Source organism: Thalassotalea fonticola (assembly GCF_032911225.1).
Taxonomy (GTDB): Bacteria; Pseudomonadota; Gammaproteobacteria; order Enterobacterales; family Alteromonadaceae; genus Thalassotalea_A; species Thalassotalea_A fonticola.
In genome coordinates this window covers 4769993-4788908 of record NZ_CP136600.1, presented here as the reverse complement: position 1 = coordinate 4788908, position 18916 = coordinate 4769993, and the positions used below count along the sequence as shown (strand labels likewise).

At 37.2% G+C, this 18916-nt stretch carries 17 protein-coding genes; 6 read left to right on the top strand and 11 right to left on the bottom strand.

Features of this window, described 5'->3' with window-relative positions; translation table 11 throughout:
• Positions 1 to 138: 138 nt before the first annotated feature.
• The 4 genes from dnaJ to RI844_RS19785 all read right to left on the bottom strand — a co-directional run bounded on the left by dnaJ (position 139) and on the right by RI844_RS19785 (position 9601).
• Entirely contained in the window at positions 139 to 1278 is a 1140-nt protein-coding gene (gene dnaJ / locus RI844_RS19800; protein WP_348396367.1) for a molecular chaperone DnaJ, read from the bottom strand.
• Between the two features lie 107 nt (positions 1279 to 1385).
• The gene (gene dnaK / locus RI844_RS19795) at positions 1386 to 3308 is read right to left on the bottom strand and encodes a molecular chaperone DnaK (RefSeq protein ID WP_348396366.1); all 1923 of its coding nucleotides are present in this window, start codon (positions 3306 to 3308) and stop codon (positions 1386 to 1388) included.
• 158 nt (positions 3309 to 3466) lie between these two features.
• Complete coding sequence (locus RI844_RS19790) at positions 3467 to 4516, bottom strand: HD domain-containing phosphohydrolase (RefSeq protein ID WP_348396365.1); 1050 nt, start codon at positions 4514 to 4516, stop codon at positions 3467 to 3469.
• Entirely contained in the window at positions 4517 to 9601 is a 5085-nt protein-coding gene (locus tag RI844_RS19785; protein WP_348396364.1) for a response regulator, read from the bottom strand.
• Between the two features lie 74 nt (positions 9602 to 9675).
• Between RI844_RS19785 and RI844_RS19780 the strand changes: the two genes are divergently transcribed.
• The 3 genes from RI844_RS19780 to RI844_RS20310 are packed head-to-tail and all read left to right on the top strand — an operon-like array spanning position 9676 to position 10588.
• Positions 9676 to 9999, top strand: coding sequence for a hypothetical protein (locus tag RI844_RS19780; protein WP_348396363.1), 324 nt, complete (start codon positions 9676 to 9678; stop codon positions 9997 to 9999).
• Between the two features lie 43 nt (positions 10000 to 10042).
• Positions 10043 to 10246 (top strand): response regulator, encoded by a 204-nt coding sequence (locus tag RI844_RS19775; protein WP_348396362.1) that lies wholly within the window; start codon positions 10043 to 10045, stop codon positions 10244 to 10246.
• The gene (locus RI844_RS20310; protein ID WP_405054431.1) at positions 10247 to 10588 is read left to right on the top strand and encodes a response regulator; all 342 of its coding nucleotides are present in this window, start codon (positions 10247 to 10249) and stop codon (positions 10586 to 10588) included.
• A 290-nt stretch (positions 10589 to 10878) separates the two neighbouring features.
• On the opposite strand, the gene grpE is transcribed toward RI844_RS20310, so the two are convergent.
• Positions 10879 to 11499, bottom strand: coding sequence for a nucleotide exchange factor GrpE (gene grpE / locus RI844_RS19770; RefSeq protein WP_348396361.1), 621 nt, complete (start codon positions 11497 to 11499; stop codon positions 10879 to 10881).
• 180 nt (positions 11500 to 11679) lie between these two features.
• On the opposite strand from grpE, the gene nadK reads away from it, so the two are divergent.
• The 3 genes from nadK (at position 11680) to RI844_RS19755 (ending at position 14949) form a co-directional block, all read left to right on the top strand.
• Complete coding sequence (gene nadK, locus RI844_RS19765; protein WP_348396360.1) at positions 11680 to 12561, top strand: NAD(+) kinase; 882 nt, start codon at positions 11680 to 11682, stop codon at positions 12559 to 12561.
• A gap of 266 nt (positions 12562 to 12827) precedes the next feature.
• Entirely contained in the window at positions 12828 to 14492 is a 1665-nt protein-coding gene (recN, locus tag RI844_RS19760; RefSeq protein WP_348396359.1) for a DNA repair protein RecN, read from the top strand.
• Between the two features lie 115 nt (positions 14493 to 14607).
• Complete coding sequence (locus RI844_RS19755; RefSeq protein WP_348396358.1) at positions 14608 to 14949, top strand: outer membrane protein assembly factor BamE; 342 nt, start codon at positions 14608 to 14610, stop codon at positions 14947 to 14949.
• 121 nt (positions 14950 to 15070) lie between these two features.
• On the opposite strand, the gene RI844_RS19750 is transcribed toward RI844_RS19755, so the two are convergent.
• The 6 genes from RI844_RS19750 to RI844_RS19725 all read right to left on the bottom strand — a co-directional run bounded on the left by RI844_RS19750 (position 15071) and on the right by RI844_RS19725 (position 18899).
• A complete protein-coding gene (locus RI844_RS19750) occupies positions 15071 to 15985 on the bottom strand; it encodes a hypothetical protein (RefSeq protein WP_348396357.1) in 915 nt (304 codons plus the stop codon).
• Between the two features lies 1 nt (position 15986).
• Positions 15987 to 16694, bottom strand: a complete 708-nt coding sequence (locus tag RI844_RS19745) for a hypothetical protein (RefSeq protein WP_348396356.1) — start codon at positions 16692 to 16694, stop codon at positions 15987 to 15989.
• Positions 16687 to 17235 carry an RNA polymerase sigma factor gene (locus tag RI844_RS19740; RefSeq protein WP_348396355.1) on the bottom strand — a complete coding sequence of 183 codons (549 nt, stop codon included), beginning with the start codon at positions 17233 to 17235 and terminating at the stop codon, positions 16687 to 16689. Before RI844_RS19740 ends, RI844_RS19745 begins: the two co-directional genes overlap by 8 nt.
• A gap of 120 nt (positions 17236 to 17355) precedes the next feature.
• The gene (locus RI844_RS19735) at positions 17356 to 18273 is read right to left on the bottom strand and encodes a LysR substrate-binding domain-containing protein (RefSeq protein WP_348396354.1); all 918 of its coding nucleotides are present in this window, start codon (positions 18271 to 18273) and stop codon (positions 17356 to 17358) included.
• A gap of 170 nt (positions 18274 to 18443) precedes the next feature.
• A complete protein-coding gene (locus RI844_RS19730) occupies positions 18444 to 18713 on the bottom strand; it encodes a DUF1161 domain-containing protein (protein ID WP_348396353.1) in 270 nt (89 codons plus the stop codon).
• Positions 18714 to 18728: 15 nt separating this feature from the next.
• On the bottom strand, positions 18729 to 18899 hold the full coding sequence (locus tag RI844_RS19725) for a hypothetical protein (protein WP_348396352.1): 171 nt from the start codon (positions 18897 to 18899) through the stop codon (positions 18729 to 18731).
• Positions 18900 to 18916 lie beyond the last annotated feature (17 nt).

Here is an 18916-nt window from a genome sequence, read left to right as displayed (position 1 = left end):
GCCAGACCTAAACTAGCCTTGAGGTGGGCCGACTTTAAACTAACATTATCCTTGAAAAGGATAATTATCCAGACATTATTCAAACAAAAAAGGCTGCAAAAAATTGCAGCCTTTCGATTACCAGTTTTCATTAACTTATTACTTTAAACCATCAAAGAATTTTTTTACGCCATCAAAGAAACCTTGCTCTTTCGGACGAAAGTGAGCGGCGTCTTTACCTTCACCCATACTCGCTTGTAGTTGTTCAAGTAACTCTTTTTGTTCAGTTTTCAAGTTTACCGGCGTTTCTATTACAACTTTACACATTAAGTCGCCAGTAATTGAACTGCGCACTGATTTAACACCTTTACCACGCATGCGGAACATTTTTCCGGTTTGAGTTTCGCTAGGTATTTTCAGTTTTACTTTACCGTCTAGTGTGGGCACTTGAATTTCACCACCAAGCGCAGCTGTAGTAAAACTGATTGGTACTTCACAGTACAAGTTATTTTCATCACGAACAAAGATATCATGATCACGCACATTAACCTGAACATATAAATCACCTGCTGGTGCGCCCATTTCACCGGCTTCACCCTCACCAGATAAACGAATTCTATCGCCAGTATCAACCCCTGCTGGAACTTTAGCTGATAATGTTTTGGTTTTCTCAACTCGGCCTTGACCACGACACGATGTACATGGCTCTTTAATCACCTTACCGCGACCAGAACACGTTGGACAGGTTTGCTGTACCGCAAATAAACCTTGGCGCATTTGTACTTGGCCATGGCCATGACAAGTTTGACAAGTACTTGCTGAAGTGCCTTTTTTAGCTCCGCTACCTTTACAAGGATCACAGTTCACATAAGTTGGTACTTTAAGCTCTACGGTTTTACCTTTAACGGCTTCTTCAAGGCTTAGGTCTAAGTTGTAGCGTAAATCTGAACCACGCTGTTGACGTTGTTGACGACCTCGGCCGCCACCGCCGCCAAAAATATCGCCAAAGATATCACCAAAGTCTTGCCCAAAGCCACCGCCACCAAAGCCACCGCCGCCTCCGTGACCACCTTGCTCGAAAGCTGCATGGCCGTATTGATCATAAGCAGCACGCTTTTGATCATCATTTAAAATTTCGTAAGCTTCTTTTACTTCTTTAAATTGCTCTTCTTTATCCTTGTCACCTTTGGTGCGGTCAGGATGAAATTTCATTGCAAGGCGTTTGTAAGCTTTTTTTATTTCACGTTCACCAGCGTCTTGCGACAAACCAAGAACTTCATAATAATCACGTTTTGACATAATAATCTTTATTTCAACTTTTTCGTTTTAAACAATAAAGCGCTGGCATGACTAAGTCTCTGCAGCGCTTTATTAAATATCTAACCTAAGGTGTACTTAGTTAGTTATTATTTTTTGTCTTCTTTTACTTCTTCAAACTCAGCATCTACTACATCGTCTGCAGGTTGAGCTTGTGGCTCTTGACCTTCAGGAGCTGCGCCGCCTTGAGCTTGTGCTTTAGCTTGAGCAATTTCCATAAGTTTTGCAGACGCTTCAATTACTGCTTGAGATTTTGCATCAATAGCTTCTTTGTCGTCGCCTTTAAGAGCTTCTTCAAGTTCGGTTAATGCAGCTTCAATTTTGTCTTTGTCTTCAGTTGGTAAATCATCACCAGCTTCAGTAATTTGCGTACGAGTAGCATGAACCATACCGTCAGCTTGGTTACGAGCAGTAACTAGCTCTTCAAACTTAGCGTCAGCGTCAGCGTTAGCTTCAGCATCACGTACCATTTGCTCTACTTCATCGTCAGATAAACCAGATGATGCTTTGATAGTGATTTTTTGTTCTTTACCAGTATTTTTATCTTTCGCCGTTACGTGCAAGATACCATCAGCATCGATATCAAAAGTAACTTCGATTTGTGGTGTACCACGAGGCGCTGCGTCAATACCTTCAAGGTTAAATTGACCTAAAGATTTGTTTAGTGATGCTTGCTTACGTTCACCCTGTACAACGTGTACTGTTACAGCAGATTGGTTATCTTCAGCTGTTGAGAACGTTTGTGACTGTTTAGTTGGAATAGTTGTATTCTTATCGATAACTTTAGTCATCACGCCGCCCATAGTCTCAATACCAAGAGATAATGGAGTAACGTCAAGTAGAAGCACGTCTGTAACATCACCAGATAAAACACCGGCTTGAACTGCAGCACCAGATGCAACAGCTTCATCAGGGTTAACATCTTTACGTGGCTCTTTGCCGAAGAAGTTAGTAACCGCTTCTTGCACCATAGGCATACGTGTTTGACCACCAACCATAATCACATCGGTGATATCAGACGTTGATAAGTCAGCATCAGCTAGCGCTATTTTTAACGGCTCTAATGTCGCTTTAACCATATCTTCAACAAGTGACTCTAATTTAGCGCGAGTGACTTTAATGTTCATGTGCTTAGGACCAGAAGCATCAGCTGTGATGTAAGGTAAGTTAACATCAGTTTGTTGTGCCGAAGATAACTCACACTTAGCTTTTTCAGCCGCTTCTTTCAAACGTTGCATCGCTAGTGGATCGGTTGTTAAATCCATGCCTTGATCTTTCTTGAATTCAGCTACCAGGTAATTGATTAAACGGTTATCGAAATCTTCACCACCTAAGTGTGTGTCACCGTTAGTCGCTAGAACTTCAAACGTGTGCTCGCCTTCAACTTCATCAATTTCAATAATGGAGATATCGAATGTACCACCACCTAAGTCATATACAGCAACTACGCGATCGCCTTCTTGCTTGTCCATGCCGTAAGCTAGTGCAGCAGCAGTTGGCTCGTTGATGATACGTTTTACATCAAGACCAGCAATACGACCAGCATCTTTAGTTGCTTGACGTTGTGAATCGTTAAAATATGCAGGAACAGTGATAACAGCTTCAGTTACTGATTCACCTAGGAAGTCTTCCGCAGTCTTTTTCATTTTTGCGATAACTTCAGCAGAAATTTGTGGTGGCGCTACTTTCTCGCCTTTTGCTTCAACCCAAGCATCACCATTGTCAGCTTTAACAATACCAAATGGCATGATCGAGATGTCACGTTGAACTTCTTTGTCTTCAAAACGACGACCAATTAAACGCTTGATAGCGAATAATGTATTCGTTGGGTTCGTTACTGATTGACGTTTTGCTGGTTGACCAACTAACGTTTCGCCTTCCGCAGTGTATGCGATGATAGAAGGAGTTGTACGATCGCCTTCTGCATTTTCAATAACACGTACGCTATCGCCGTCTAATACAGCAACACATGAGTTTGTTGTCCCAAGGTCAATACCAATAATTTTGCCCATTTGAGGATCTCCACTTAAAATATTTCAGATAATTCTTTGATATTCAATAAGTGGGGTGGGTGTAATTATTTTTCAATAGAAAAAATAAAAAAAATTAAAAAAAATGAACTTTTTTGTAAAAATAGTTAATTAAAGCGGTAATAACACTTGATACTCCACTACACATTACCAAAAGTGGCACGTTCATGTTCATCAGCATATTCGCACATTACTTGTTTGATTTGCTCTAAACAATTTTTAAACGGTGCGATTAAGTCTGGATCGAAATGTTTTCCTGACTGCTCATCAATGAAAGCAAAAGCCTGTTCAATGCTCCATGCCTTTTTATATGGGCGCTCAGAAGTTAGCGCATCAAAAACATCAGCAATTGCGACTATCCGAGCACTTAGTGGAATATCCTTACCTTTAAGTTGGTTTGGATAACCACTACCATCAAACTTTTCATGATGATAGGCACAAACCTCAACTGCAAGAGATAATAACGGTGAATCATGGTTACCTAAGATTTCTACTCCATATTCAACGTGGCGCTGCATTTCTAGCCATTCTTCATCATTAAGTTTCTCAGGCTTTAGCAAAATATGATCTGGAATACCTATTTTTCCAATATCATGCATTGGCGCCGCGTTAGACAGTAATTCAGCCCATTCACTATTTGCATTAATTTCAACAGCCAAAAACTTTGCATAGCAACTCATCCTAATTACATGCATACCGGTTTCATTATCTTTGAATTCAGCCGCTCTACCTAATCGCCTAATGATTTGAGCTCGGGTATTTTCTAATTCTTTGGTTCTTTCTTTAACTTTATTTTCTAGTTCTCGTTGTTGATCATACAACGCTAGTTGAGTTTTTACCCGGGCTTGAACAATAGGCACACTAACCGGCTTGGTAATATAATCAACAGCTCCTAAAGCAAAGCCACTTTGTTCATCGGCGATTTCAGTTTTAGCGGTGACAAAAATTACTGGGATATCTGAGGTTACCGGGCTAGCTTTTAAGCGTCGACACACTTCATGGCCATCCATTTTCGGCATCATTACATCGAGTAAAATAAGATCGGGTTTTTGCTTACCATTAGCAATCTTTAATGCCAACTCACCATTTAGCGCAGCTTTAACTTTATAAAATGGTCGTAAAATTCCATTTAACACGTCAATATTATCGGCGTTGTCATCAACAATTAATACCGTGAATTGTTCGCTCATTTAATATTCCAAATTATGTTTATCTAAAAACTGTACTAATTGCACAGTCGCTTGATCAAAGTCGTATGATTCAATAGCTTTTAATACTACTTTAAAGTTTTGCTTTATATCTTTCGCAGCGATCTCCTTCATAATATGTTCCGCCAATTCGCTTGCATCAGCATCAAACTCATTAACAAGAGCTAATAACTCGATTAACTTAGGCAATAAAGCGTGTAAATCAAATAGAGGTTCATCTTTATTAAGTGTAGCGCCATTTTCTAAGGAGTCTTGTTTTTCAAAAAATTCATTTAACTCAGTCATTACTAGCTGTAACTTTTGACTACATAATTGAAATTCGCTACTAATGACTTCAGTTTCTTCCTCATTGACGCAAGCGCTTTCTAACTCACCAGCTTGCTGGTGTAAGACTTTAGCTCCGATATTTGCGGCAGCACCTTTTAATGTATGCGCAATTAACGTGGCATCTTTTATTTGATTCTCAGACCATGCTTCATTAAAGCTTAAATAAAATGAGCTTTGATTAGAGGTGAATTTCTTCAATAAGCGGGTATATAGTTCTGCATTACCATTACATATAGCAAGGCCGGAACTAATATTTATATGGCTAAAGCTAACTAGTGTAATATCAGTAACAACTGGTTTTTCTATATTAGCAATTTGTTTGACTTGCTCAGCTATGCCTTGCTTTTGAGTTACAGACAGTCCACTTGGCTTTATCCATTTATTCATAATGGCAAACATTTCACCAACATTAATGGGTTTGGCAATATGATCATTCATGCCTGCAGCAACTACTTTTTCTTTATCTCCAGCCATAGCATTTGCAGTCATCGCTAATATAGGAAGTTTAGGGTATTCCTGGCGAATAATTCCGGTAGCCGTGTAACCATCCATAATTGGCATTTGCAGATCCATTAAAATACCATCATAAGTTTGCTCATTAGCCATATTCACCGCTTGTTCACCATTTTCAGCAAGATCAACTATGATATCTGCTTGCTTTAACAATTCCATCGCAAGTTCCTGATTTAATTCATTGTCTTCAACTAACAAAATTTTTGCCCCCGCTAAGGACTGTTGATCTTGGCGTAATTCATTTGTTCTTTTCAACGTACGATTGGTTTCGATAAATGACTGCCCCATTAAGTGCATCATTTCATCAAATACAGATGAGGCTGTTACTGGTTTTGCTATAAAGCTATCAATAAAGTCGCTACCAACATCTTGGGCATAGCGTTTTATTTCTTCTCGGCCATGAGCGGTAACCATAATAAAATTTTTGGTTTTATCTGACACTAGTGTTTTTAATTTTTCAATAGTTTTAATACCGTCTATGCCCGGCATTTTCCAATCTATTAAGGCAAAGTCGAATTCACTGTCAAATGCTTGCGCAACAGCAATAGCTTCAAGACCATTTGTTGCAGTAATGACATTACACTTAAATGATTTCATTATTGCTTGCAGTACTTCCAGTGCCATTGGATTATCGTCGACTATGAGAACATTTTTATTGGCCAACATTTGCATTTGTTGCTCAGTAAATTTTTGTTCCACCTGACCTTTAGGTAGTTCTAAGCAGACATCAAAAAAGAAGCAACTTCCTTTACCTACATTACTTTCAACCCAGATATCTCCGCCCATAAGAGTGACTAATTTTTTACAAATAGTAAGACCTAAGCCAGTGCCGCCGTATTTACGAGTGGTTGATGAGTCGGCTTGTGAAAATGACTTAAACAGTTTTTGTAATTGTTCTTCGCTCATACCTATACCGGAATCTTGTATGGCAAATCTTAATTTAACTTGTTTAGATTCAAGCTCTACCAGCTTGATTGAAATAACAATCTGCCCTTGCTCGGTAAATTTTGCCGCATTGCTAGCAAGATTAATTAATATTTGATTTAAACGAAGCGGATCACCGGTTAAATATATTGGTATATCGGGGGCGATATTAAATAATAATTCCAAGCCTTTTTCATGGGTTTGCAAGCCAATAATATTAGCCAGGTCGTGCATAACATCTTCTAGGTGAAAATCAATTCGTTCTAAATCTAGCTTACCAGCCTCAATTTTTGAAAAATCGAGAATATCATTAATAATACCAAGTAATGATTCAGCAGCTTTATGTACTTTTTGAATGTAATTTCTTGGCTTATTGTCTAAATCATATTCTAAAGCTAGATGTGACATACCAATAATCGCATTCATTGGCGTTCGGATTTCATGACTCATATTGGCTAAAAAGTCTGATTTGGCTTTGCTCGCTTCATCACTCAATTGTTTCGCTGCAACTAAGGCTTTTTTCGCCAAGTTCTCTTGGGTAATATCACGAATGGAAATAATTAAAAGTTGTTCTTCGGCAATGTTAATTGGCGTATAAACCGACTCGACTTCAATGCTCCCACCATTTTTAGTCAGCAAGTCAAGAGCACCGTCATCAATCCCACTGCGGTGGATCACAGGATCTTTCCAATAATCCAATGTGAAAGAATGGTGCTCTGCTCGCCGGTGCTCAGGCACAAGCGTTGATAATGGCTGACCAACTAATTCATTTGGCGTAAAACCTAACATCCGCTGAGTTGTTGCATTGGCCTGTACAATCAAATCGCTCTGATTTACTACCAACATAGTAATTGGCGCAGTCTCTAACAGACTGTCAATTCTTTCCCGTTCTTTCAACCTATCACTTATATCACTAAAAGCTACGACGGCAACCAAGCCATCATCCGTTGACGTGATCGGCGCCACTGAGTATCCAACAAAAATCTTTTCACCGTCCTTATGCCAAAATACATTGTTAGAAACTCGAATAGTTTTTTGAGTTTTAATTGCATTGGCAATGATGCTCGTTTCAATCGTATTTTCAGAGCCATCGGCATTTGTATGGTTAAACAAATTTAAGTAGTTTTGTCCAATAGCTTCCGCTTCAGTAAAGCCTAATAGAGTACAAGCCGACTCATTAAAAAATACACAATTCCCTTGTTTATCAATACCAAAAATACCATCGGCAACAGAGCTTAATACCGAACGGTTTTTACGCTCAGAATTTGCTAACTCTTCAGTTCGATGAGCAACCAAGTTTTCTAGTTCAGCTTTTGAACGATTGTTAATTTCGTTTGCTCGTCGTGAAATAATAAACATGAAAGATGACAAGGCGATGAGAATAAAAATTGTAACCGATAAAATGCTAAACAGAACATCTCTTAACTGTATATATTCTTCTTCAAACTCCTCAAAATCTAATTCAACTACGGTAGTGATATTAAATAACTTATGCCACTTCCAAGTCCCAACAACCAATTTGTTTCGATAATTTAGATAACCTGAAAAGCTCTTCCCACCAATGCCTAATATTGTACTTTGTACAATCTGGTTATTTTGTGTATCTGGTAAAGATACGTTTAATATGGCTGATTGTTTTATCGATATTTTCTTTGTTTTTATTAGTGCTTTTTGAAATCGACTACCGGAAACTAATTGACCATTAACATCTATAGCTACAGCATCAAATGTTTCACCTTTTTTTAATTGGGTAAAAATTGAAGTAAAACTTTTTAGCGGATCAAAATTTAAGGCGAATACAGCGATAATATTACCGTCACTATCAAAGACAGGACTAGCTATATAAATAAAACTTTCGCGATTTTCTTCCGATGACGAAGTTAGGTGGGGTTTTACCGCCGGTATAAATTTTGTTTCACCATTGAGGACTTGTTTAAATATATCAATACGCTGTTGAGTGATTGCATTTTGTTGACCAGTAAGTTCATTAATATGATTAAGTAAATTAACTCCTGACGTGGATATTATATTGTATCCACGGGCATTTAATGTTGTTGAGGGTCGTTGCGCAAAGAATTGATGTAAACTATCTCTGACATTGCTAATTTCATTAGTATCATTACTGTTTTTAGCTGTTACTAATGCTTCAACTTGTTGCTTAAATAAAGGTAACCTACTAACCTGCTTTACCAGTAAAAGTCGTGAGTTATACCAATTATTTAAATCATTAGAAATTCGATCTTGACTTAAATCTAATATTTGTTCTACTTTGGCTGATGATTGCTTTTTAAAATCCTGTAAATACCAAGTTGCTGCTATGATTAATATAGATAAAATAAGTACAACAACCATTATATAAATTGCTTTAAAGCGTTCGGTACCGAATTTAATCGCTATTTCATCTGCATATTTTCGACCTTCAATAACCATAAATATTAACGCTAAAATACCTGCCAATATAAATAGATAAAATTGATAGTCTATACTAAAAGCTTCAGAAGCTAGTGGTTGCTTTTTTAATGAATTTGTCCAATCGTAGCTAATATTCTGCCAAGCATCATTGCCTAATTGATCAATTCCCCAGTTTAATATTGCTTGCAGTTCCGGTTTATTGGTATCAATACAAAATCCTAAGTCAAAGGCCCTTAGATGATTTAAAGGTATTGTATGAAACCTGTCTTCTACCTGATCTTTTTCAGCATAAATTAAACCTACGGAAGAAGTAATAAAAGCATCCAACTCCCCGGTATGAACTTGCTCTAAACCAAAGTTTAAATTATCGACTTGAATTGAATTATTGTGGCCAACCAAAGCAATCGCGTGCTCTAAATTCACAAAGCCTTTTACTACACCGATTGTATTATTTTTGGATATGTCGGAAATAGTTTTAATGGTAGAGCTTTTACTTACCACTAAAATTGACGCCCTGGAAAGGATTGGCTTAGAAAACAGAACCGTTCCTGCTCTCGACTCTGTATAGGAACACAAAGATAATGCATCTACTTGGTGGGTTTGCACTTCACTAAGTACTTCAGAAAATGTTAAGGCGGAAGTCACCTCTAACTTTACCGGCAGGATTTTATTTAATTCATTCCGGTACAGTGCTCCGATCCCTGTGGCTTTATCATTTTCATCAAGATAGTCCAAAGGAGCAAGACTCGAATCGATTGCAATTGAGATAACAGGATTTTTCTCTGCCCATGCTTTTAAATCAGCAGATAACTCTTGTGCATTAATTTCAAGGCAAACAATTTGTAAAAGTAAACAAAGTGAGCTGAAAAATATTTTTTTAAAAGAATACATTTTTACGAATTTTTATACGACTTTTAATCTAGTATATAAAGAGTATTGAAAATTGCGACTTTATTAAGGGAAATATGCAGGAAAGTTCTATTGAAATTTTACAAGGAAAATCAGTACTATTGGTTAATTTTGCTAATGGAGAATACGATAATACTGTGCAGTATATCGCAAACTTTGATTTTAGTAGTAATTTGGCTGACTCATTAGCACAAAGTCAAAATTATTTAAAAGCTAAGCAATATGATTTGGTAATTTGTTATTGGCAAAACAATAACGATGAATATATCAAGCTATTGATTAGCCACATTAGATCCAATAAGAACCTCTTTAAATTACCTATAGTTGTGATCTTAAATATTATTGCGCCAAATTTAATTAATCAGGCTTGGTATAACTGAGTACATTGTACTGCCACTGACATCTTCACTCATTGAAGAAAGATTGATAAATGCCATTGAATTTCCAGTAAGAAACCATAAACAGCAACTAGCAAAGTCTGCAATAAACCATCATTTTAAAAACGTAGCCAGGCTTGAAGATATACAAATACTTATTGCTGATGATATACCCTCAAATATTGAAATCGTTACTGGTACACTTAAAGGTAAATTTAAGGTGAAGGCAGCTAACAATGCTAATTCTTAGATGAAAATTTGCCTTTCAAATAATCCACCCGATATAATTTTGCTCGATATAATGATGCCCGAAATTGATGGTTTAACATTTTGTAAACAACTAAAATCAAATCCACTGACTCAAAATATAAGAGTAATTTTTACTACCGCGTTAGCAAGTGTAAAGGACGTCGTTAGAGGGCTAGAGATCGGAGCGGTAGATTACATAACTAAGCCTATCATCCCCAAAATATTATTAGCTAGAGTAAAAACACATAGCCAATTAATTTTACAAAGCAGAGTTTTACAACAACAAATAGACTTTTTGATCAATCAATCTAATGAGTTACAAACTTATTGCCATGAGATATAGGATGTATTGAATGCCGTGTTCGCATGGACGCGTTTGAGCGGTCCATGGCAGTTTGCATTCCTTCTTCCTTGAAGTAAAAAAAAGAGCAAGACTAGCTTGCTCTTTTATGGTGAATTCAGTGTTATACCATTCTACATAAAGAACAATCGCCCTTTGGATGCTTATCAAACCCACGATAACGGCCCAAAACTTCAAGAATATAGAATAACTATTTACTTCAAATTTTGATTACTCTCGAGCGTTTGATAATCACTGAGTTGACCATATATTTATGCAGATTGGTATTAGGTTTATTTTGAAACCATAACCATCGCAGGACGAATAAGACGGCCGTTCAGTTCATAGCCTTTTTGCATTACTGCAATAACAGTATTTGGCTGAACACCTTCAACTTCTTGCATCGACATGGCTTGATGTAATTCAGGGTTAAAAGGTTGATCTTTTGGATCGACCGATTTAACACCAAACTTTTCGAGGCCTGAGGACAAACCTTGCAGGGTTAAATTTACCCCTTCAAATACAGATTTTTGCTCTTCTGCTTCAGCATCAATTGTTGCTAAACCACGTTCAAGGTTATCAACTACGTTTAGCATTTCACCGGCAAACTTTTCCAAAGCAAATTTTTTCGCTTTATCCACTTCTTGCGCACTGCGACGACGAATGTTGTCTACTTCAGCTTTAGCTCGAATAACAGAGTCTTTTTGATCAGCAACAGTCATTTGTGCAGCTGCTAACGCTTGTTCAAGTTCAGCAATTTTTTGTTGCTCTGCAGTTAATTCTACAACCACTTCGTCTTCAACCGTTTCAGTTTGCTCTATATCACTTTGTTCAACCGTTTGCTCTTCAGTTGCATTCAATTCAGCTTCACTTGCTGAAACATCTTTATCAGTATTTGTTGACTCAGTAGTCATCGATAACTCCACAATATCATTTCGTCCTAAACCGGACTTTTTAATTCATAATTGTGATAATTATGGGGGCTTTATTAAAGGTTTCAAGGAGATTTTTTAACTATTTAGCATATGTGCTCTTTACAATAGGAAAAATGTCGGTAAAACTGCCATAATAAACAATAAATTAGCACGATTTAAATGACTAAAATGTATAAAACAATAGGCCTTATCGGTAAACCCGAGCATGAAGGAGCCTTAGCAACTATTGCAGCGCTTCATCATTATTTGGAAGGTAATAACTACCAAGTCATGATAGAAACAGCCGTGGCCAACAAACTAAATAAAGAAGACATTCATACCTTTGATATTGTTGAAATTGGCAAGCAGGCTGATTTGGCAATTGTTGTCGGTGGCGATGGCTATATGCTAGGTGCTGCCCGAGTTTTATCAAGTTATGACATTGCTGTGCTTGGTGTTAACCGCGGCAACTTAGGTTTTTTAACAGATTTATCGCCTGATAACTTGATTGAGCCTCTTGAAGCTATTTTAGATGGTCACTCAAAAACAGAACAACGATTTTTAATTCAAGCAGAAGTCTATCGCCATGGTCAGCTAAAAAGCTCTAATAGTGCTATGAATGAAGCTGTACTTCATCCAGGTAAAGTTGCCAGTATGATGGAGTTTGCGGTTTATTTAGATGATGTATTCATGTTTTCACAGCGCTCTGACGGAATTATTGTGTCTACGCCAACAGGGTCAACAGCTTATTCTATGTCGGCCGGTGGTCCTATTATGACACCAAACTTAAATGCCCTTTCGTTAGTGCCAATGTTTCCGCATACGCTAAGCTCTCGTCCAATTGTGGTCGATGGCGACAGTGAAATAAAACTGGTTGTAGCCACAAATAATCATGAAGAATTACAAGTAAGTTGTGATGGTCATGTGATTTTAGCCGTTATGCCAGGCGACGAAATACGAATCAAAAAATGTAAATACACACTCCGTTTGGTTCACCCACTAGATCATGACTACTTCAATGTATTAAGAACAAAATTGAGTTGGGGTAATAAAGTTTATTAACGACAAATACAATTCACCGAAATCTATAATAAGCCGATTGGCATACCTTCATCCCTGAGAGCTCGCCGAACTTATACCGTCCTTGGTAGTTCGGCATACCTTCATCCCTGAGAGCTCGCCGAACTTATACCGTCCTTGGTAGTTCGGCATACCTTCATCCCTGAAGGTAAAATAAACTTGCATTCAAAAATAAACACTGTTAATTTTACTGTATATATTAACAGTGTTTATTTTTACCTCTTGGTAATAACTAATTGAGTGCAACTATGTTATTAAATTTAGCCATAAAAAACTTCGCCATTGTCAGCTTTGTAGAAATAGATTGGCAAAAAGGCATGACTACAATAACCGGCGAAACCGGTGCAGGTAAATCAATTGCCATCGATGCATTAGGGTTATGTTTAGGTAGTAGAGCATTAGCGAATACGGTTAGACCTGGCAGCAATAAAGCTGAACTCACCGCGACTTTTGAGATCGCCGATATTCCAAAAGCATCAAAGTGGCTGTCTGCCCATGATCTACAACAAGATAATGAATGTATTGTCAGACGAGTTATAAGCGCAGAAGGCCGTTCAAAAGCATACATTAATGGCAGTCCTGTCCCTTTAGCGCAATTGAAAGATCTTGGTCAATATCTTTTAAACATTCATGGCCAACACGATCATCAGTTAATAATGAAAAACCTGGAGCAACGTCGACTATTAGATGATTATGCCAACCATCAAGAGCTGTTAACTGATCTTAAGTTTTACCAAAATCAGTGGCACTCGCTAAAAAGTGAGCTACAAATTCTGCAGCAAAATAAACAGCAGCGTCTTGCTCAGCAACAATTGTTGCAGTATCAAGTCAAAGAGCTAGATGAGTTTGCTCTACAAGAACATGAATTCACTCAGCTAGAAGCAGACTTTAAGCGTAATAGTAACGCCCAACAATTACTCTTGTTATCTGAGCAATGCGTACAAGAAATATCTGCTGATGAGCAATTCAATCTTCTAGATAAATTACAAAAAGCAACCGAACACTTAAATCAACTTGCAGAACTTGATTCAAGCGTTAAATCAATAGCGACATTAGTAAATGAGGCAAGAATTCAATTTGAAGAAGCCAGTCACGATCTGGTTGACTACCAACAAAGTATTGATTTAGACCCACAAACATTTGCTCTAATCGAAGAGCGCTATTCAACTGCAATTGATTTGGCCAGGAAGCACAAAGTTGCACCTGAAAATCTAGTTGATTTTCATCAAAACATTTGCAAGGAGCTCAATGCAATAGCATCAGATGATTCACGATTAGAGCACATTCATGATGAAATGGAGAATTGTTTAGTTGCATACAAAGAGCTTGCCTGCAAGCTGAGAACAAGCAGAATTAAAGCCGCAACTAAGCTCGAAAAAGCAATCACTAAGTCAATTCGACAATTGAATATGCCTGATGCAATATTTAAACTCGACGTGACTGAAAAAGACATATTAGAGCCAACCGCACATGGCAGTGATGATATTGAATTTTTGGTAAGTATGAATCCAGGACAACCGGTAGAACCTTTAGCTAAAGTAGCCTCTGGTGGAGAGTTATCAAGGATCAGTCTTGCTATTCAGGTGATTCTTGCTGAAAAGGTTGTTACCCCTACTCTTATTTTTGATGAAGTTGATGTTGGTATTAGTGGTCCAACGGCGGCCAAAGTAGGCCAGCAGTTGAATAAACTTGGTGAATCTACGCAAGTTATTTGCGTTACCCACCTGCCGCAAGTGGCGAGTAAAGGCCATCAGCAGATGTTCGTTGCAAAACTTACCGACGGTAAAAATACTCAAACCAGCGTTACAGAGCTAACCCTTGATGCAAGAGAGAATGAGATTGCCCGATTATTAGCAGGGGATGAAATAACAAAAACCAGTTTGGCTAATGCTAAGGAACTTTTAGCAGGATAGTTACTCAATATAAACAGCAATAATAATAATTTTTGCAAATAAATGACAAAAACCTTTAATCTCTTAACTGCCTTGGTTATTATCCTTGCTCAGGAAAGATAGGAATAAATAATAGATGTTATCTCGCGCAATAATTTTAAGCTTAGCATTATGCTTAGTTTCGGGCTGTGTATACAAAATAGACGTGGCTCAAGGTAATTACTTAGAACAAAAACAAATTGACAAATTACAAGTAGGCATGACCAAAGAACAAGTAAAATACGTACTTGGTAACCCGGTAATAAAAGACAGTTTTAATAGTGACACTTGGTATTATGTTTATGAGTTTCTATCAGGCAAAGACGAAGCCTTTAATAAACGTAAAAAACTGGTATTAAGCTTTGATGGTGACTTACTCACTAAGGCTGAAGGTGATTTTGAAATAGGTGAAAACTTTAACGTACCTATGGGTCAATAGTTTCTAGTTTTGTTTTGAACAAATTACATATAAAAGGCCTGTATTATTAAATACAGGCCTTTATTTTATTTCAAGGTTAAATTGTCACGAAGTGGCCTATCCCCCTGCGTAGCACGGTCGATTAGAACTGATAGCCATTCGCTTTACCTAATAAAGTTGGCGCAGTTATTCTTTCAAGTACGCAGTTTTTAACATCTAACTTGTTAAATACCAGTACTTTATCCTTAATTCGCCCTTCAACTGTCGCTCCTGCACCTTTAATTATCATAGAGATATATTCAGAATCAGGTAACGCTTTCAAGCCGCCGCCATAATTACACAATACTTCGCTAACTGTGGTTTCAAGTTTTGTATAGTAGGCTTGCTGCTGTTTAGCTTTGTCCGCTTGTATTTTTTCGATTTTTCTCTGATGTTCATCGGCACGCTTTTGAGCGTTTAATTTCGCTTGCTCAATAGCAGCTTTACGTTCTTCAAGTTCTCCCAGCTCTTTTTGATTTTCGGCTTTTTCATCATTATCTAAATGCAGTTTTTCATAATTCAGATCGCGTTCTGCACGAGCTAAATCCCTTAATTCATATGCAAGCTCTCGCTCCTGCTCTCTCAATTCGCGTTGCTCTTCAACATCAAAGCGCATGTTTTCATTAACAATTTCAATAGCTATCGCTGCTTCTTCCATCGCCTCTTCAATAACTATTTCGAAATTTTCACCAAATAGCTCTTCCCCTTCTAGCCCTTGGGGTGCTCGAGGAGCTACAGGAGCTACAGGCATAACGGGTATGTTGTTATTGTGGCCATAATAAAAAACCCGAGATACATTCAAATTAAAAACAACCCCCTGACCAGCTAAATAATGACTGTCAATTCGAGTAAGTCGAGGTCCTTGATTATTACTTTGTCTTTTAATTGTGCTCTTAATAATATCGCTCATAATATCGAGTTGTTGATGTAAGTTATCAAAATCCATAGCATTAACGCTATTTGAAACTAGTGTACAAGCAAATGCTAGAGGCAGTACCGTGTTGTTAATTATCTTCATATTATTTTTCCTGCATCGGTTGTTGTTCATAATTCGCCTTTTGCAGCGTAGGGTTGTTTAATTTGTTTTTAATTGATTGCGACAGCAATGCATATTCAAGTTTCTGAAAGCGTAACTTTTGATCTATTGAGTCTTCATCTCGTTGATCATTGACAAACTTAACAAAACTAGAAATATCTTCTTTACGTTCTTGTCTGGCAGCACTCATTAAATAAGTGGCAAGCTTTAAATTATTATCTTGTTGATCATCTTTCATATCTGTCGCGTAATTGGCTAAAACGACTTGCTGCTCAGCTGCAAATTCTTTTAATCGTTGGTTAATCAGTTGCTCAACTTCAACTGTATTTTGCTGACTTTTCTCACCACCAAACCTAACTAAAAGGCCACTATCTTGCATAACCAATTCAACTTTAAAAATGACCAAGCAAATAGCAAATATAGAAAATGCCATAGACATTGCAGGCAGACCTTGCCATTGCCACCAAGGCTTTGAATCACTGTTAAAGGTACTTTCTCTATCCCAAGCAGGAACAGCTTGTTCCTCATAACAATGCACTTGTTGTTCAATAAACCTTGCCGTTGCTAGGCGTTGCTGCATTGGCTCATCATCAGCTATATCTTGTTCAAACTTCAGACTCTGCGAAGGGCTTAGTTTACCTTCTAGCCATAATTGAAATTCGAGCTCTTTTTGATTTTCTGAATTAGACATAATCCACCTCCAAAACACCTTTTAATTTGTTTAGTGCACTATATAAACGTGATTTCACCGTATTACTCGATATACCAAGTTGACCAGCAATCTCATCAAAAGTGAAATGTTGAAAAAACTTTAGCTCAACCACTGTACGCTGGTTTATTGGTAATATTTTCATCGCTGTGGCTAATGCCTCTGATTGTTGCGCTTGCTTTATACAATTCTCAGGACAGCTATCTATAACTTCCGCTTCTTGCTCTGGTTGCTCATCAAGAGATTGGTGAGGCTTTTTACGGCGGTAATATTCAATACAACGATAGTGTGCGATGCGAAACAACCAACTTTTAAATTTACTATCGCCTCGAAACGAAGCAAGATTCTTAAATACCGCTATAAAGATATCTTGTAATAAATCTAAAGCATCATCAGGGTTACTAACCATACGTAAGGTATAATTATAAATCGGCTTTTCATAGCGTTTTAACAATGTCATCCAAGCAGATTTCTTTCCCTTTAAAGCAAGCTTTATCAGAGCTTCATCACTGCGTTCAAACAAAATATTTTCCTAGGGAATTTATCATTATTGTTTTCTTTTTTAATGTCGATTTACTATATATGTAGGAAGAGAAGAGAAAAAAGTTTGAAAGTTTTTAAATTTATTTTCATCTTTATATATTCAGCGGTTTTGTTGAAACAAATCAATAATTACATTAGCTAGTAATTTAAATGTTTCAGAGCGAAGGCTGCCACTTCGTTCAAGCATAGCTACTTCCCTATAAGGGTGCTTATGTAGCTTTTGTACCGTTAGGTACGCATGGCCTGCAATACCTTTATTTATCGCCATTTCGGGCAAAAAAGTTAGGCCATTATGATGAATTGTCATTTGCAATAACGTGGCTAATGAAGTTGCAGCGAAAGGGTTTATTTTAGATTTATTTACTAATTTACAAGCGGATAAAGCATGCTCAGTTAAGCAATGTTCTTCAGATAACAAAAATACACTTTCATCAGGGATATTCTTATAACTTTCATCATTTATAACTTGTGAAACTAACTCATTATTGCCCGCCAAATAAAATTCATCATTGCCCAAATGTGTTTGCTTGAAATTGTGGCTATGTTTGTTATCAATTGGCAATGCAAGAATGGCGATATCAATATCACCATTAGCTAATTGCTTGATTAATTCATCTGTTGGTGCTTCTTTAATGAATAACTCAATTTCAGGTAGTAATTGCGAGGTGGCAGATATCACATCAGTTAATAAAAATGGTGCAATAGTGGGTATGCAACCTAAGTATACATGGCCCTTGCTAATCAAGCCTTGTGACATCGAGAATTCGACTAGATCGGTAGCACTATGAATTAATTGTTCAGCCATTTTGACGACCGCTTTACCATGAGCAGTAAAAACAAAACTTTTATGGTCACGCTCTATAAGCTGACAATCTAAAAGCTGCTCAAGTTTGATAATAGCGCTACTCAGTGTTGATTGACTGACGAAGCAAGCATCCGCAGCGCGATGGAAGTGCTGGTGCTCGTTTAATGCGAGTAAATATTGTAGATGTTTTAAATTGGGTAAATGAGTATTCATCGATATTTTCAATCAAATTTACAATAGTAAGTTAATAAACTTAATCTAAATAATGAATTTTTACCAATAATAAATAAAATTTCTCAAGGTCAAAGTTATCGCTGAACTTTGACCTTGAGAAATTTAAATAACGTCACGAAGTGACCATATATAAATGCGCTGCAGTTTTATTATTCTTCATATAAGTTTTTATATAACACTTTTTGTGAACCAACCTCACAGCTACCAACTACACTATAGCCATCATGGTCTTCGACTTCATCATTTTCAACAACAGTCAAATCAACATTTTCTATACCGTTGTTAGAAATTTTAGTATGTATTTCATCTTGTAAATCAGCACAATGTTTTACTTCTGCTTGTGCTGATACTGAGAATATAATGCACCAGTTTGTTATTAACGCGCTAATCAGAGGTTGGTACTTGTATTTTAAAAGCATGCAACTTATTAGCTATTAGATAAATTTGAATAGTGCAGCAAATAACATAACAAACACTAAGATGGTGATCCACTTTGAATATTTTTGCTGCTCTTTAACTTCTAGTGGTTTACCGAATTTTTCACCTAATATCACCATAACAGCAACACCACCAAACACTACAGCTAAGATGATTAGTAAAGTCATTAAATATTTGTTCCTTA

What these genes read in the sequence shown, in the direction of transcription:
- dnaJ (WP_348396367.1), bottom strand. Translation starts at nt 1,278, where the DNA reads ATGTCAAAACGTGATTATTATGAAGTTCTTGGTTTGTCGCAAGACGCT.
- dnaK (WP_348396366.1), bottom strand. Translation starts at nt 3,308, where the DNA reads ATGGGCAAAATTATTGGTATTGACCTTGGGACAACAAACTCATGTGTT.
- RI844_RS19790 (WP_348396365.1), bottom strand. Translation starts at nt 4,516, where the DNA reads ATGAGCGAACAATTCACGGTATTAATTGTTGATGACAACGCCGATAAT.
- RI844_RS19785 (WP_348396364.1), bottom strand. Translation starts at nt 9,601, where the DNA reads ATGTATTCTTTTAAAAAAATATTTTTCAGCTCACTTTGTTTACTTTTA.
- RI844_RS19780 (WP_348396363.1), top strand. Translation starts at nt 9,676, where the DNA reads ATGCAGGAAAGTTCTATTGAAATTTTACAAGGAAAATCAGTACTATTG.
- RI844_RS20310 (WP_405054431.1), top strand. Translation starts at nt 10,247, where the DNA reads ATGAAAATTTGCCTTTCAAATAATCCACCCGATATAATTTTGCTCGAT.
- grpE (WP_348396361.1), bottom strand. Translation starts at nt 11,499, where the DNA reads ATGACTACTGAGTCAACAAATACTGATAAAGATGTTTCAGCAAGTGAA.
- nadK (WP_348396360.1), top strand. Translation starts at nt 11,680, where the DNA reads ATGACTAAAATGTATAAAACAATAGGCCTTATCGGTAAACCCGAGCAT.
- recN (WP_348396359.1), top strand. Translation starts at nt 12,828, where the DNA reads ATGTTATTAAATTTAGCCATAAAAAACTTCGCCATTGTCAGCTTTGTA.
- RI844_RS19755 (WP_348396358.1), top strand. Translation starts at nt 14,608, where the DNA reads ATGTTATCTCGCGCAATAATTTTAAGCTTAGCATTATGCTTAGTTTCG.
- RI844_RS19750 (WP_348396357.1), bottom strand. Translation starts at nt 15,985, where the DNA reads ATGAAGATAATTAACAACACGGTACTGCCTCTAGCATTTGCTTGTACA.
- RI844_RS19745 (WP_348396356.1), bottom strand. Translation starts at nt 16,694, where the DNA reads ATGTCTAATTCAGAAAATCAAAAAGAGCTCGAATTTCAATTATGGCTA.
- RI844_RS19735 (WP_348396354.1), bottom strand. Translation starts at nt 18,273, where the DNA reads ATGAATACTCATTTACCCAATTTAAAACATCTACAATATTTACTCGCA.
- RI844_RS19730 (WP_348396353.1), bottom strand. Translation starts at nt 18,713, where the DNA reads ATGCTTTTAAAATACAAGTACCAACCTCTGATTAGCGCGTTAATAACA.
- RI844_RS19725 (WP_348396352.1), bottom strand. Translation starts at nt 18,899, where the DNA reads ATGACTTTACTAATCATCTTAGCTGTAGTGTTTGGTGGTGTTGCTGTT.